Raw genomic sequence first — 12,972 nt, forward strand, 5'->3', positions numbered from 1 at the left:
CATGGGACGTCCACCAGTGATATCGGCCGGAATCCTCACCTCGCTGCTGCTGGTCAGCTGCGCAGACTCCTCGGCGGAGCAGAACAGCGAAGGCGAGGACCCAGCTGCTGGGACCAGCACGGCCGAGGCGAGCTCCGAGGCGGGCGACACCGCAGACACCGGCGGCGCCCCCGAGGACGCGGAAGGACCCGACGCCGCTGAAGAAGATCCGTCGAGCTCCCCCGAAAGCTCCGACGCGGATTCCATGCCGTTCAGCGCCACCGAGCAGGGCAGCTACGACGCCCCCTGGGCGCTGGAGTTCCTGCCCGGCACCGAGCAGATGTTGATCACCAGCCGCTACGGTGAGCTCTTCCTGCGCAGCTCCGCCGAGGGCGCAGACGCCTCCGAGGACCTCAGCGTGGCCGGGCTGCCAGAGGACATCGTCGTCGAGGGTCAGGGCGGGCTGGGCGACGTCGTCGTCGCCCCAGACTTCGAGGAGAGCCAGCGGGTCTACCTGAGCTGGGTGAACTCTTCGGAGGCAGGGACCGGGGCGGTCATCGGTCACGCGCGGCTGGTGGACTCCGGGGACAGCGCGGCGCTGGAGGACCTCACGGTGATCTGGGAGCAGGACCCCAAGACCTCCGGCTCAGGCCACTTCTCACACCGCCTCGCGTTCAGCCCCGACGGCGAGCATCTCTTCGTGACCTCCGGGGACCGTCAGCAGCTGGATCCGGCGCAGGACCTCTCCAGCGGCCTGGGCAAGGTGATGCGACTGACCCCCGAGGGCGAACCTGCTCCGGGGAACCCCTTCGCCGAGGACGGGGACGTCACCGAGGAGATCTGGACCTACGGCCACCGGAACCCGCTGGGCATCGACTTCGACTCCGAGGGGCAGCTCTGGGTCTCCGAGATGGGCCCCGAGGGAGGCGACGAGCTGAACCTGCTCGAGGCGGGTGAGAACTACGGCTGGCCCGAGGCTTCCAACGGCTCCCAGTATGGGGGCGCCGAGATCCCCGATCACACCGAGGGTGACGGTTTCGCACCCCCGGCCACCTGGTGGACCCCGTCCATCTCTCCCGGCAGTCTGATGATCTATCAGGGAGAGATGTTCGACGACTGGGCCGACAGCGCTTTCCTCGGCGCGCTCTCCGGCGAGGCGCTGGTCCGGGTGGAGCTTGAGGGCGATCAGGCCGGGCAGCAGGAGATCTGGGAGCTGGGGGCCCGGATCCGAGACGTGGAACAGGCCCCGGACGGCAGCATCTGGATCATCGAGGACGGGGACGGTGCCGCCCTGCTGCGGCTGACCCCCGGAGAATAGCTTCCGAGGTCGACCGTGGCGGCCTAGCGCCGCAGGTGAGGACAGCAGCTGAGGACAGTGGATGAGGACCTGACCCCGCTCCGCTAGGGGGTTCGTCCCTCGATCCAGTCGGCTCCGCGGTAGAGCTTCTCGAAGGCATCCATCGTGGTCTTCAGGCTGTGCCGGCCGGCACGTTCCTGGCTGCGTTCGCCCATTCGAGTGCGCTGCTCCGGGCTCAGGGTGAACAGCTGCTCCAGCCGGGCCGCGAGATGTGCGGAGTTCCCTGGCTCGAAGAGATAGCCGTTGACCCCCTCTTCGACCAGGTGTGGCAGAGCCAGCGCGTCGGCGAGCACCACCGGCGTCCCGGCGGACATGGCCTCCAGTGAGACCAGCGACTGCAGCTCGGCGGTGCCCGGCTGGCAGAAGACGTCTGCCTCCAGATACGCCCGGCGCAGCGCGTCCTCACCGACGTGCCCGCGCATCCGCACCCGGTCCCCGAGGCCCAGCTGCTGGATCTGCGCAGCAAGCCCGGCGCGCTGCTCGCCGTCACCGACGATGTCCAGACCGATCCCGAGCGCAGGGTCGGTCTTCGCGATCGCCTCGATGAGCACGTCCACGTTCTTCTCCACCGCCAGCCGGCCCACGAAGAGCACCGTGGGGCGCGCAGGTGGGGTCAGCACGTCCTCGGGGCCCAGCCGGTAGTAATCGACGTCGATCCCGTTGGAGAGCGGAAGCACCTTTTCGAAGCCTGCCCGCTGCATCATGGTGCGCGCCGCCAACGGGGTCGGTGTGGTCACCACGGCTGCCTTGCCCATCAGCTTGCCCATGTCCCGCCAGGAGTTCTTCGCCACGATCCGGCGGAACCAGTCGGGGAACGGCAGGAACGGATCCAGGTTCTCGGGCATGAAGTGGTTGGTGGCGATGGTGCGCACGCCACGCTCCGCGGCCGCGTCGATCGCTGCCTTGCCGATCATGTAGTGACACTGCACGTGGACGACGTCGGGCTGCAGCTCATCCATCAGCCGTCCCATGGCCGGTTCCACCAGCCAGGGCAGGCAGAGCCGGATGTACTCATGCGTCGGGGCCTTGAAGGAACGGAACCGATGCACAGTCGCCTCATCGGTGTGTTCCACCATGTCAGGCCCGCGACTGGTTCGCGCCGCGGCGATGTGCACCTCGTGACCGCGGGCCGCCATGCTCTTCGCGAGCCGGTGGCTGAAGACGGCGGCACCATTGACGTCCGGAGGATAGGTGTCTGCCGCGATCAGGATGCGCAGCTTCGGCTCACCGTGATCCCCGGGGTTGGTCCCCGGTGTCGTCTGGGTCTTCTCAGAGGTCGCCTCGGAGGATGTCTCAGCGGATGTCTCGGCGGGCTCCTCACCGGGAGCATCGACGGGCACGGCGTTCACCATCAGGGGGTCACATCCTCCTCTACGCCCGGATGGGCCTGTTCGCGGCGCAGTCGCGCCGCCGTCTGACGGGCCTTGATGAAGTAATCGACAGAAGCAATGATATGCAGGGCTGAACCCAGGGCCAGCAGCGCCACCGCGAGGGCGGGGACCAGGCTCTCGCGCAGCATTCCGGTGGATCCCAGCAGCGCCAGGGGCAGCCCGACCAGCAGGCAGGCGGTCCGGATCTTGCCCAGCACGGTCACCTTCAGCGGCGGCGGGCCTTTGAAGAGCAGATAGGTGTTGACCGAGAGGACCAGGTCTGGGATGACCACCGCGAGCAGCACCCAGAGCGGTATCACGTCGAAGCCGACCAGGGTCGCGCTGACGATGATCAGAGCAAGCCGATCCGCCACCGGGTCCAGCCACTGACCCACCGTGGACATCTGATCGAAGCGCCGGGCGATGTACCCATCGATCCAGTCCGTGCTGGAGAGCACCGCGAGCACCCAGAAGGCGGCGAGATACTCACCCTGGGCCACCAGCCAGACGAAGATCGGGATCAGCGGGAACCGCAGCACCGTGATGATGTTGGGCACGGTCCAGAAGGTCTCGCGAACGGTGTACTCGAAGCCGTCCTGGGTCCCGGCGCCGATCAGTCTCACCGGGGAAGTTTACTTCTTCACAAGCTCACGCAGGAAGACCGCACCTGCAGCGGCGGAACCGGCGACCACCGCGAGCGGCTTCCACCGGGCGGCCACGAACTCGCCGGCCGCGTGGGCGCCCGACTCCTGGTCCGCAGCCGGGACGCCGATGATCTCGGGCTCCTCGGAGGTGACGCGCACCGGCTCACCGGCCACACCCCGGGTCTTGCCCGTGGGTGGGACCGGGTCCGCGGAGCCGCGCTTCTCCGGCTTCGGCTTCGAACCGCCGCGAGCCTTGGAGCTGAGCCGATCGGCCCGGTCCTTGACGTTCTCGGCCTTGCCCTTGACGTTCTCCGCGATGTTCCGGGAGCCGGAGGTGATCTGGTCCTGCAGGGAGGCCAGATGATCGCGGCGCAGGCCGGTGCGGCGCAGCAGCTCGCTGTAGGTGGGCGGCGTCGGGGAGCCGGAGCCGGGGGTCTTGGCGTCCTTCTTGGCCTGCTCGGCAGCCTGACGCTTGGCCTCTTCCTTCTTCCGGCGCTTCTCGGCATCGGCCTTGTCCAGGCTCTGCGGATCGAAGCGCGTACCCTCGCGGGCGACTCCGAGGTCGAGGCGGAACCCGCGGATCGCGTCCTCGGGCAGCAGCGGCATCGTCTTCTTCAGCTTGAGCAGTCCGATCAGCGCGAAGATCAGCGCGATCACCAAGAAGATGCCTGCCACGATCAGCGCTGCGGCCCAGAGCTCGAAGATCAGGGAGAGCGCCGCCACGGCGGCCACGATGAGCGCCACCACCAGGAAGGTCAGGAAGACGACGCCGACCACCATGAGCGCCACGGCGATGCCCGCGGCGACGCCCTTGGTCTTCATCTGGGAGATGGCCAGCTGGATCTCATCGTTGATCTGCTTGGGGCCAAGTCGCAGCACGACCTTGATCACATCGAGCAGCGACGTACGGGGCGGCGTGCCCTTCGTGCGGCCGGTTCCTGGCTGAGACAAGACTGCGCCTCCATATAAGTGATGGTGCTCAAGGGTGGGTGTTCAGTTCACTACAAACTACCACCTATACGATTGAGAACATGGCCGATCAGTACGATTTCGAAGAGCTCTACGCCAACACCTATACCGAGGCTGACCGGCGCGCTTACGAGTCCCAGCCGACCTCGAGGAAACGTTTTGCGATCGCTTGGCTCCTGACACTTCTCCTGGGTCCCGCAGGGGCTCATCGCTGGTATCTGGACCGGAGGGTCTCGGCGGTGCTGATGGCCGTGGTGAGCGTCGCCGCCGTCGTGCTGATGGTCCTGGGTCAGACCAGTCTGGGGCTGCTCTGCGTGACCGTGGCCTTCGCCTGGACCTTGCTGGACATGATCATGCTGCTCGCCGGGTCGATGCGGGACACCCAGGACCGGCGTCTGGCCGGACACCGCGAGCGCGCCGGGGTGTTCTCTGCGATCACCGTGGTGCTGCTGGCGCTGCTGCTGATGGCGGCGCTGGTCATCGGCACCAGCTCAGGAGTGGCGGGCTGAGCGAGATCCGCGACTGAGGACTCAACCCTCGAGCTGGCCCACCGGGGTGCGCTTCTCTGCCTGGAACTGATCCTCGATCCGCCCGTGCGCCCAATAGGCCGAGAGTGACATCGCCTTGCGATCCAGGCCCTTCTGGTCCACCAGCATCCGGCGGATCCGCTTCATCTGGGCGCGCTCGCCATGGACGAAGACCTGGACATCGCCCTCCGGAACGATCAGCTGCTCCAGATACTCCGCGAGCATCGTGGTCTCAGGGCTGAACTCCGCCTCACGATGCAGCCAGATCAGCTCCATCCCGGCGGGGACGTCCAGAGGCTGACGCTCCGTGGCGTCGCGGACCTCGACGACGGCGACGCCGCGCGCATCCTCAGGCATCGACTCCAGCGCGGAGGCGATCGCGGGCAGCGCCGCCTCGTCCCCGGCCAGAAGATGCCACTGGGCCTCCGCGCGCGGGGCGTAGCCGCTGCCGGGGCCGAAGAAGCTGATCTCATCACCGAGGCGCGCCTGCTTCGCCCACACCCCCGCCCGACCGACGTCCCCATGGACCACGAAGTCCACCCAGATCTGCTCCCGGGCATGATCCACGTGGCGGATGGTGTAGGTCCGGGTCACCGGCATCTGCTCGGTGCTCAGCTGCTCGCGCAGAGCCTCCATGTCATAGGGCCGGCGCAGGTCCACGCCCTGCGCGGCAGCGGCGTCGGCCTCGAGGTTCTGGGGCAGGAAAAGCAGCTTGATGTACTGGTCCGTGGCGGGAGACTCCCCCACGGACTTGAACTCGATCGCGGCGAACCCGGGGCCGCCCAGGACGAGGCGGATCATGTGTGGGCTGAGCTGCTTCACGTCCTGGACCGTGAGGACGTGCTGGACGCGCGTTTTCTTCGACTTGGACACTCCGGCACTCTAATCGAACCCAGCCCTCGAGCGAAGGCCACCCTCAGCTCAGAGCCGCTGTATTGCGTCAGGATGACCTGCTGGAATCGCGGAGTCGCTACGCAGAGTCTTGTCGGAAAAGTTGAGTGCATCATGCTCAACTTTGGAATATACTGGAGCCGGGTTCCGTTGGAACCCATGCCGCAAGGCGCTATACCTGTCCCCATAGAGCAATGAGTACAAGGAGCTGATTGCTGTGATCAACAACTCTCTGACCCGCCTGGACCCCTTCGCCCTGATCGACGACGTGTTCCGTTCCGTCCGGGCCCCCTCGATGGACGCCGCGCAGCGGCAGGCCGGATTCGTCCCGGCGGTCGACGCGCATCGCGACGGCGAGGACCTGGTGCTGCGCGCGGATCTCCCCGGCGTCGACCCGGAGAAGGATGTCGCGGTGGAGCTGACTGGCCGCACGCTGACCGTCTCCGGTGAACGCCGCAGCGAGACCGAGGCCGAGGGGCTGCGCGAGGTGCGCTACGGGTCCTTCTCCCGCACCGTCACCCTTCCGGGAGAGGTCTCCAGCGACGCGATCTCCGCGAGCTACGAATCCGGTGTCCTCACGGTCCGCGTGACCGGGGTCTACGCCACCGAACAGCCGCGCAAGATCACTATCTCCTCGACCGAGCGCGAGAAGAAGATCGAATCCTGACCCTCCCCCACCCCCTTTTCCGTTGAGGGGCGGATTCTACGGCTGATTCATGGGCGGAAAGGCCCTAACTAGTCGCAGAATCCGCCCCTCAGCGGAGGGAGGGGGGCAGAGAGGGAAGAGGCGCTAGAAGACGATGGTGGTGCCGCCGTTGCGGATCACGCGGTCTTCGCAGTGCCACTTCACGGCACGCGAGAGCACGGCGCGTTCGACGTCGGCGCCGAAGCGGGTGAGCTGGGCGACGTCGTCGCTGTGTGAGACCCGGATGACGTCCTGTTCGATGATCGGGCCCTCGTCGAGCTCCTTGGTCACGTAGTGGGCCGTGGCGCCGATGAGCTTGACCCCCCGGTCAGCTGCCTTCTGGTAGGGCCCGGCCCCGATGAAGGCGGGCAGGAAGCTGTGGTGGATGTTGATCACCGGAGCGCCCACCTGCTCGAGGAAGTCCTCGGAGATGATCTGCATGTACCGGGCGAGCACGATCATGTCGACATTGCCCTGCAGCAGCTCCAGGTGCCGGGCCTCGGCTGCCGCCTTGTCCCCGTTGACCACCGGCACGTGGAAGTACGGGATCCCGAAGGGCCGGACATCCTCAGCCAGGTCGGCGTGGTTGGAGATCACCATGACGATGTCCATCGGGATCTCACCCCGGCGGTGCCGCCACAGCAGATCCAGCAGGCAGTGGTCGGTCTTGGACGCGAAGATCGCCACCCGCTTGGGCTGATCCGCCGCGGTCAGCGAATACTCCATGGAGAAGCGGTCCGCCAGCTTGGTCCGGATCGCCTCCTCCACCGCGGGCTTGGCCGCAGCCAGGCCGGGCAGGTGGAACACAGTGCGCTGGAAGAAGCGCCCCTCCTCCACCCCGGTGGAGTACTGGTCCAGGCTGATGATGTTGCCGCCGACCTCCGCGATCAGCTCCGAGACCGCCGCCACGATCCCCGGCTGATCCGGGCAGGAGATGATCAGCCGGGCAATGTCATGGTTCTTCGTCTCAGGGGCGCGCATCTAGTCTCCGAATCAGATTCAGCAGGTCAGGGCCGCAGGACAGCCTCGCAGGAAAAACACTATGGCATGAAAAACGCCCCCGCCCGTGAGGGCGAGGGCGGATCTGCTCCCCCAGTTGGATTCGAACCAACAACCGCTCGATTAACAGTCGAGTGCTCTGCCGTTGAGCTATGGAGGATTGCGACTGAAAAAGTCTAGCAGGGGATCCCGGTGGCTGTGAAATCGCTGTGGAACTATAGAGCTGTGACCTCTATTTCACTGGACACCCCAGCATCCGCCCCTGCCCCTCGGTTCCATGCTCTCACGGTCTTCACCGGCTCCGCCTCCGGGGCCGACCTGGACTACACCGAGGAGGTCCGCCGCCTGGGCACCGCGCTGGCGGGCGCGGAGATCAGCGTGGTCTACGGCGGAGGCAAGGTCGGGCTGATGGGGCAGATCGCCGACGCCGCCTTGGAGGCCGGCGGTGAGGTGCACGGGATCATCCCTGAGGTGCTCATCGGCCGCGAGGTGGGCCACCACGGCCTGACCTCGCTGGAGATCGTTGAGGATATGCACACCCGGAAATCCCGGATGGCGGAGCTCGGCGACGGCTTCATCGCGCTGCCCGGCGGCATGGGCACACTCGAGGAGTTCTTCGAGGTCTGGACCTGGCAGTACCTGGGGCTGCACAACAAGCCGGTGGGCCTCTACAACGTCAAGGGCTTCTGGGATCCGCTGCTGGCGATGGTCGATCACATGGTCGACGAGGGCTTCATGTCCGCCTGGCGCCGGGAGGCACTGGTGATCAGCGCGGACCCGCAGGATCTGATCTCCCAGCTGCGTGCCTGGACGCCTCCCGCGGGACACTGACCTCCGCCCGAGAGACTCAGCCTTGGGGACTCAGTCCAGGAGACTCAGCCCCCGGAACTCAACCCTCTGGCTGGGGCTCCCTCGCACCGACCTCGGTCTCGCTCCCCGCCTCGAGCCCGGCCTGAAGCTCGGTGTCCAGCCAGCGGCCCAGCACCACCGTGTCCTGGTCGGTGTAGCCCAGTTCCCGGTAGAAGTCCTGGACTTCAGCGTTCTCCTGCCGAACCATGAGCATCAGCTTGGGCACTCCGCGCTGACGCAGCCAGTCCTCGGCCCCGGCGAGCAGCAACTTGCCAAGACCCTGGCCCTGCTGCCGGGAGTCCAGGGCGAGGTAGTAGATCCAGCCGCGGTGTCCGTCCTGGCCCACCATCACCGTGCCGGAGAGCCGACCTGCGGCGTCGAGCGCGGCGAGCACCGTGGACTCTTCCCCGGTGAGGGCTCGCCGGCAGTCCTCGTGCGGGTCGTTCCAGGGTCGGGTGAGCCCAGCCTGGTGCCAGAGATCCGCGGCGGCATCGATGAGCTCCTCGGGCAGCTCGATGACGTGCATATCGGTCACTTCTGGACCGGGCGGATGGAGATGCTCTCCACCATCGAGGCGTCCTCCATGTCCACCACGGTGCGCGCCGCCTCGGCGATGGCCTGTGGGGAGATGTAGATGCCGCCGTCGTAATTCTGGTTGCCCATGGAGTGCTGGAGTGCGACCTGCATATCTGTGTCCACCCGGCCGGGGTGGATCGAGGTGACCTTGATCCGGCCGCGCTCCTCCTCACGCAGCGCGTCGGTGAGCGCGCGCAGCGCGAACTTGGTCCCGGAGTACATCGAGCTCCCGGGTCCGGCGGTGAATCCGGCGCCGGAGTTGATGCTGAGCACCTGCCCGGAGGATTCGCGCAGCAGCGGCAGCCCGGCGCGGGTCAGCTCGGCGACGGCGAAGACGTTGACCGTGAACATCTCTTGGAACTGGGCCGGGGAGCTCTCCCCCACCGGGTTCATCCAGGCCAGCCCGGCGGAGTGGACCATCACGTCCAGCCGGGTGAGCGCGGCCTTCTCCAGCGCCGGGGCGATGGCCTCGAGATCGGTCAGATCCACCAGGAACGGCTCCGCGCTGGGCAGGGCCTGCACCACGGCGTCCACGGTCTCCGGGTTGGTCCCGCCGACCAGGATGTGGTGGTCGCGGCCGAGATCTTCGGCGATGGCCTTGCCGATGCCGCGGGAGGCTCCGGTGATCAGGGCGACTGGACGGGTGCTGGAGGTCTGCTTCTCGGTCATGAGATCAGCCTAGAGGATCCGTCCCGGCGCTCACCCGGCACGCGACCGGCGCTCAGCCGTGCACCTCTGACTCCGCGGTTCAGCCTCCCAGCAGCCAGCGGTGCAGCGCCGTGTGGCAGTCCCGCAGCGCCTGCGCGGTGACGTGTTCATCATCGGAGTGGGCCAGCAGCGGATCCCCGGGACCGAAGTTCACGGCGGGGACTCCCTGCGCGGAGAAGCGTGCCACATCGGTCCAGCCGTATTTCGGCATCGGCTCCCCTCCCACGGCGTCGATGAACGCCTGGGCCGCCGGATGGTCCAGCCCGGGGCGCGCGGCCGCTGAGCTGTCCGTGACCTTCTGCTGGTCTGCGCTGATCCCGGCTTCGGCGAGGACCTCGCGGACGTGGGCGTGGGCCTGCTCCTCGGTCTTGTCCGGGGCGAAGCGGTAGTTTATCTCCACCACGGTGGAATCCGGGATGACGTTTCCGGCCACCCCGCCGCGGATGCGGACCGCGTTGAGCCCCTCGCGGTAGTCCAGGCCCTCCACCGTGATGGTCTGCGGCGTGTAGTCGCTCAAGACCTGCAGCAGCCCGGCGGTGCCGTGGATCGCGTTCTCCCCCATCCAGGCGCGTCCGGAATGCGCGGCGACCCCCGGGATCGTGACCTCGAAGCGGCAGGTGCCGTTGCACCCACCCTCGACCACCCCGTGGGTAGGTTCCAGCAGCACCGCGAAGTCCCCGTCCAGCAGCTCCGGCACGCTGCGCATCACCCGACCGAGCCCGGACTTGCTGGCCTCGACCTCCTCGTGGTCGTAGAAGACCCAGGTGATGTCGCGGTCCAGGGACCCGCCCGCGGCCAGGTGAGCGGCGACGTCGTCGGCCAGCTTCAGCTGCACCGCCACGCCGCCCTTCATGTCGGTGGCGCCGCGGCCGTAGAGCACCTGCTCGCCGTCGATCTGCTCCCAGCTCGGCGGGACCGTGCCGCGAGAACCCGGGGTGCTCGGCAGCGGGACGGTGTCCAGGTGCCCGGCCAGGATGATCCGCTGCCCGGCACCGGTCTCGGTGCGCGCGATGATCGTGTCCCCGTCGCGGTGCAGACTCAGGCCGCCGAGGTCCTGCAGCGCCGATTCCACGGCGTCAGCCAGGGCCTTCTCATTGCCGGAGACAGATTCGCAGCCGATGATCGCCTCGGTGAGCGCGGCGACGTCGCCGGAGAGCAGAGCGCGGATATCCATCCGTTCAGCCTAGGCGAACCCCACCTCGGCGGGGACCCGCATGCCCGAAGCCCTGGGCTCCGGCACAGGAAAAAGTAGGATGGTGTCATGAGCACTGAGAATCGAACTGCATCCGGCCATGGCCTCGCCACGGTGACCACCGACGGCACCGTCCTGGACACCTGGTTCCCGCGCCCGGTGATGACCCCCCTGTCTGAGAACGATGACGCCGAGCTGATCGCCTCGCTGCAGGCCGCCACCGGCACGGATCCCGAGCGCGGCGTCACCACCGAGGTGGTCTCCGTGGAGTCGGATCTGGACTCCGAGGCGAGCTCCACCTCCGATGTGTGGCTGCGTCTGCACCTGCTCTCCCACCGTCTGGTCACCCCGCGCAGCATCAACCTCGACGGCATCTTCGGGCACCTGAGCAACGTGGTCTGGACCAACTTCGGCCCCTGCGCGGTGGCCGGGTTCGAGACCACCCGGCTGAAGCTGCGCGCCCGCGGGCACGTCAGCGTGCACTCGATCGACAAGTTCCCGCGCCTGGTGGACTACGTCACCCCCTCGGGTGCGCGCATCGGCGACGCGGACCGGGTGCGCCTGGGCGCACACCTGGCCGAGGGCACCACCGTGATGCACGAAGGCTTCGTGAACTTCAACGCCGGCACCCTGGGCACCTCCATGGTGGAGGGACGCATCTCCGCCGGAGTCGTGGTCGGCGACGGCACCGACATCGGCGGCGGCGCGTCCATCATGGGCACCCTCTCCGGAGGCGGCAGGGAGAAGATCACCCTGGGCGAGCGTGTGCTGCTCGGCGCGAACTCCGGTGTGGGGATCTCGGTCGGGGACGACTGCGTGATCGAGGCCGGGCTCTACGTCACCGCCGGCACCAAGGTCTCGGTGCTCGCCGATGACCGCACCGTGATGGAGACCGTGAAGGCTTCCGCTCTCTCCGGCGTGCCGAACCTGCTCTTCCGCCGCGACTCGCTCACCGGCGCCGTTCAGGCCGTCCCGCGCAAGGGCCAGAAGGTCGAGCTCAACGCCGCCCTGCACCGCAACTGATCAGCCCGTCCAGGCACCGTGGAACGGGCACGCCGTCGCGCCCACGCAGCCCCTGAACCGAGAGGTCCTCGATGAGCCCGCGCGCTGATCGCCCCATCACCGTCACCCGCACCGTCTACCGACGCCGTCGCCGAGTCAAGGCCGTTGCGGCGATCACCGTGGTCGCCGCCGCCGTAGGCGCCACCGGCTACGGGGCCTGGCAGTTCATCGAGGAGAACGAGTACCTCCTCGATGAACGCTGCTCGGTGACGGTGGGCGAGGTGGAGCATCGGCTCACCCCGGGGCAGACCTACTCTGCGGCGCATCTGGCCGCCGCCGCCGCAGAGCGGGAGCTGCCGGTGCAGGCGGCCACCGACGCGATCGCGATCTCACTCCAGGAGACCGATCTGGAGAACCGTGCGGGCCCCACGGCCCAGCCAGCGGAGGAGGACGCTGAGGCTGAGGAAGGCGACTCGGAGCAGTCCTCCCCGGCGCCGGTGCTCTTCGCCGACGGCGGACCACAGTGGGATGCCGTGAGCGCCACCAGCTCCACCCCGAGAACCGCCGAGGACTTCTACTCACGCCTGGTGGAGAGTCGCGACGGCGAAGGCGAGGGCGAGCTGGCATGGTCACCTGAGCTGGGGATGGAGGAATCTGCCGAGGCGCTGGGGCGGCCGCAGAATCCGACGTTCTATCCGCAGCACGAGGAGCTGGCGCGGGCCTTCGCGCGTCCGCTCACCGGGGTGCAGCCGATGGTGATGACCTGCCAGCTCAGCCAGATCGATGTCCCGGGCCCCGACGCCGAGGGCCTGCGCGGGGAGCTGGAGGGCGCACTCTCCGGCATGCTCGGAGCCGAGGCGGTGGCCGTGGCAGGCTCCGGCGAGTCGGCCATCGTGCGGGTCTCGGTCAGCGACGTCGAGGACGACGCCGGGGCCACCGAGGCGAGCTCTGAGGAGGACTCCGAGGACGCCGCGACCGAACGCAGCGAGCCGGAGTGGCTGCTCGCGCAGTGGGCCGTGGCCGCCGCGGAGACCTACGGGGTGCAGTCGGTCCACGCGGGGGCCTACCAGTGGCACCGCGACTCCGGCCGCTGGGAACGGGTGGAGTCGGTCAGCGAGGACGCCGTGGTGATCGGCTTCTCCCGGCGCTGACCGCCCCGCCAGAAGCACCGCCCCTCCGAAAACACCGCCCCGTCAAAAACGTAGAGCGGCGGATTCTGCGAAC

14 protein-coding genes and 1 tRNA gene are annotated in these 12,972 nt (G+C 67.9%); 6 read left to right on the plus strand and 9 right to left on the minus strand.

Annotation, left to right across the window (positions count from 1 at the left end):
- The first annotated feature begins 1 nt into the window (after window position 1).
- On the plus strand, window positions 2-1,297 hold the full coding sequence (locus HNR24_RS06560; protein WP_083504792.1) for a PQQ-dependent sugar dehydrogenase: 1,296 nt from the start codon (window positions 2-4) through the stop codon (window positions 1,295-1,297).
- 83 nt (window positions 1,298-1,380) lie between these two features.
- Here the strand turns inward: HNR24_RS06560 and HNR24_RS06565 are convergent, their stop codons facing one another.
- From HNR24_RS06565 to HNR24_RS06575, 3 genes are read right to left on the minus strand one after another with little or no spacing between them, the layout of a single operon-like run.
- Window positions 1,381-2,688 carry a glycosyltransferase gene (locus HNR24_RS06565; protein ID WP_083504791.1) on the minus strand — a complete coding sequence of 436 codons (1,308 nt, stop codon included), beginning with the start codon at window positions 2,686-2,688 and terminating at the stop codon, window positions 1,381-1,383.
- On the minus strand, window positions 2,688-3,329 hold the full coding sequence (locus HNR24_RS06570; RefSeq protein WP_058888498.1) for a CDP-alcohol phosphatidyltransferase family protein: 642 nt from the start codon (window positions 3,327-3,329) through the stop codon (window positions 2,688-2,690). Before HNR24_RS06570 ends, HNR24_RS06565 begins: the two co-directional genes overlap by 1 nt.
- 9 nt (window positions 3,330-3,338) lie before the next feature.
- The gene (locus HNR24_RS06575; protein ID WP_083504790.1) at window positions 3,339-4,301 is read right to left on the minus strand and encodes a phage holin family protein; all 963 of its coding nucleotides are present in this window, start codon (window positions 4,299-4,301) and stop codon (window positions 3,339-3,341) included.
- A gap of 80 nt (window positions 4,302-4,381) precedes the next feature.
- On the opposite strand from HNR24_RS06575, the gene HNR24_RS06580 reads away from it, so the two are divergent.
- On the plus strand, window positions 4,382-4,828 hold the full coding sequence (locus tag HNR24_RS06580) for an NINE protein (RefSeq protein ID WP_058888496.1): 447 nt from the start codon (window positions 4,382-4,384) through the stop codon (window positions 4,826-4,828).
- A gap of 21 nt (window positions 4,829-4,849) precedes the next feature.
- Here the strand turns inward: HNR24_RS06580 and HNR24_RS06585 are convergent, their stop codons facing one another.
- On the minus strand, window positions 4,850-5,719 hold the full coding sequence (locus HNR24_RS06585) for a siderophore-interacting protein (protein WP_310735398.1): 870 nt from the start codon (window positions 5,717-5,719) through the stop codon (window positions 4,850-4,852).
- A 235-nt stretch (window positions 5,720-5,954) separates the two neighbouring features.
- Here HNR24_RS06585 and HNR24_RS06590 point away from each other — a divergent pair, with 235 nt between their 5' ends.
- Complete coding sequence (locus tag HNR24_RS06590) at window positions 5,955-6,404, plus strand: Hsp20/alpha crystallin family protein (RefSeq protein ID WP_182495380.1); 450 nt, start codon at window positions 5,955-5,957, stop codon at window positions 6,402-6,404.
- 123 nt (window positions 6,405-6,527) lie between these two features.
- On the opposite strand, the gene purU is transcribed toward HNR24_RS06590, so the two are convergent.
- Both purU and HNR24_RS06600 read right to left on the minus strand, forming a co-directional pair.
- On the minus strand, window positions 6,528-7,403 hold the full coding sequence (gene purU / locus HNR24_RS06595; RefSeq protein ID WP_182495381.1) for a formyltetrahydrofolate deformylase: 876 nt from the start codon (window positions 7,401-7,403) through the stop codon (window positions 6,528-6,530).
- 106 nt (window positions 7,404-7,509) lie between these two features.
- Window positions 7,510-7,581 (minus strand) — tRNA-Asn (locus tag HNR24_RS06600).
- A gap of 65 nt (window positions 7,582-7,646) precedes the next feature.
- On the opposite strand from HNR24_RS06600, the gene HNR24_RS06605 reads away from it, so the two are divergent.
- The gene (locus tag HNR24_RS06605) at window positions 7,647-8,252 is read left to right on the plus strand and encodes an LOG family protein (RefSeq protein WP_310735399.1); all 606 of its coding nucleotides are present in this window, start codon (window positions 7,647-7,649) and stop codon (window positions 8,250-8,252) included.
- A gap of 58 nt (window positions 8,253-8,310) precedes the next feature.
- On the opposite strand, the gene HNR24_RS06610 is transcribed toward HNR24_RS06605, so the two are convergent.
- The 3 genes from HNR24_RS06610 to dapE all read right to left on the minus strand — a co-directional run bounded on the left by HNR24_RS06610 (window position 8,311) and on the right by dapE (window position 10,728).
- Window positions 8,311-8,796, minus strand: coding sequence for a GNAT family acetyltransferase (locus HNR24_RS06610; RefSeq protein ID WP_182495382.1), 486 nt, complete (start codon window positions 8,794-8,796; stop codon window positions 8,311-8,313).
- 5 nt (window positions 8,797-8,801) lie between these two features.
- Window positions 8,802-9,515, minus strand: coding sequence for an SDR family oxidoreductase (locus HNR24_RS06615; RefSeq protein WP_182495383.1), 714 nt, complete (start codon window positions 9,513-9,515; stop codon window positions 8,802-8,804).
- A 79-nt stretch (window positions 9,516-9,594) separates the two neighbouring features.
- On the minus strand, window positions 9,595-10,728 hold the full coding sequence (dapE, locus tag HNR24_RS06620; protein ID WP_058888492.1) for a succinyl-diaminopimelate desuccinylase: 1,134 nt from the start codon (window positions 10,726-10,728) through the stop codon (window positions 9,595-9,597).
- Window positions 10,729-10,815: 87 nt separating this feature from the next.
- On the opposite strand from dapE, the gene dapD reads away from it, so the two are divergent.
- Both dapD and HNR24_RS06630 read left to right on the plus strand, forming a co-directional pair.
- Window positions 10,816-11,769: a 2,3,4,5-tetrahydropyridine-2,6-dicarboxylate N-succinyltransferase gene (dapD, locus tag HNR24_RS06625; RefSeq protein WP_182495384.1), complete on the plus strand. Its 954-nt coding sequence runs from the start codon at window positions 10,816-10,818 to the stop codon at window positions 11,767-11,769.
- Between the two features lie 71 nt (window positions 11,770-11,840).
- On the plus strand, window positions 11,841-12,899 hold the full coding sequence (locus HNR24_RS06630) for a hypothetical protein (protein WP_182495385.1): 1,059 nt from the start codon (window positions 11,841-11,843) through the stop codon (window positions 12,897-12,899).
- The last annotated feature ends 73 nt before the right edge of the window (window positions 12,900-12,972 follow it).

It is taken from the genome of Nesterenkonia sandarakina (assembly GCF_014138825.1).
Classification (GTDB): Bacteria; Actinomycetota; Actinomycetes; order Actinomycetales; family Micrococcaceae; genus Nesterenkonia; species Nesterenkonia sandarakina.

Excerpts from the sequence above, each read along its gene's own strand:
- HNR24_RS06560 (WP_083504792.1), top strand. The coding sequence starts at position 2 with ATGGGACGTCCACCAGTGATATCGGCCGGAATCCTCACCTCGCTGCTG.
- purU (WP_182495381.1), bottom strand. The coding sequence starts at position 7,403 with ATGCGCGCCCCTGAGACGAAGAACCATGACATTGCCCGGCTGATCATC.
- dapE (WP_058888492.1), bottom strand. The coding sequence starts at position 10,728 with ATGGATATCCGCGCTCTGCTCTCCGGCGACGTCGCCGCGCTCACCGAG.
- HNR24_RS06610 (WP_182495382.1), bottom strand. The coding sequence starts at position 8,796 with ATGCACGTCATCGAGCTGCCCGAGGAGCTCATCGATGCCGCCGCGGAT.
- HNR24_RS06565 (WP_083504791.1), bottom strand. The coding sequence starts at position 2,688 with ATGGTGAACGCCGTGCCCGTCGATGCTCCCGGTGAGGAGCCCGCCGAG.
- HNR24_RS06580 (WP_058888496.1), top strand. The coding sequence starts at position 4,382 with ATGGCCGATCAGTACGATTTCGAAGAGCTCTACGCCAACACCTATACC.
- HNR24_RS06615 (WP_182495383.1), bottom strand. The coding sequence starts at position 9,515 with ATGACCGAGAAGCAGACCTCCAGCACCCGTCCAGTCGCCCTGATCACC.
- HNR24_RS06630 (WP_182495385.1), top strand. The coding sequence starts at position 11,841 with ATGAGCCCGCGCGCTGATCGCCCCATCACCGTCACCCGCACCGTCTAC.
- dapD (WP_182495384.1), top strand. The coding sequence starts at position 10,816 with ATGAGCACTGAGAATCGAACTGCATCCGGCCATGGCCTCGCCACGGTG.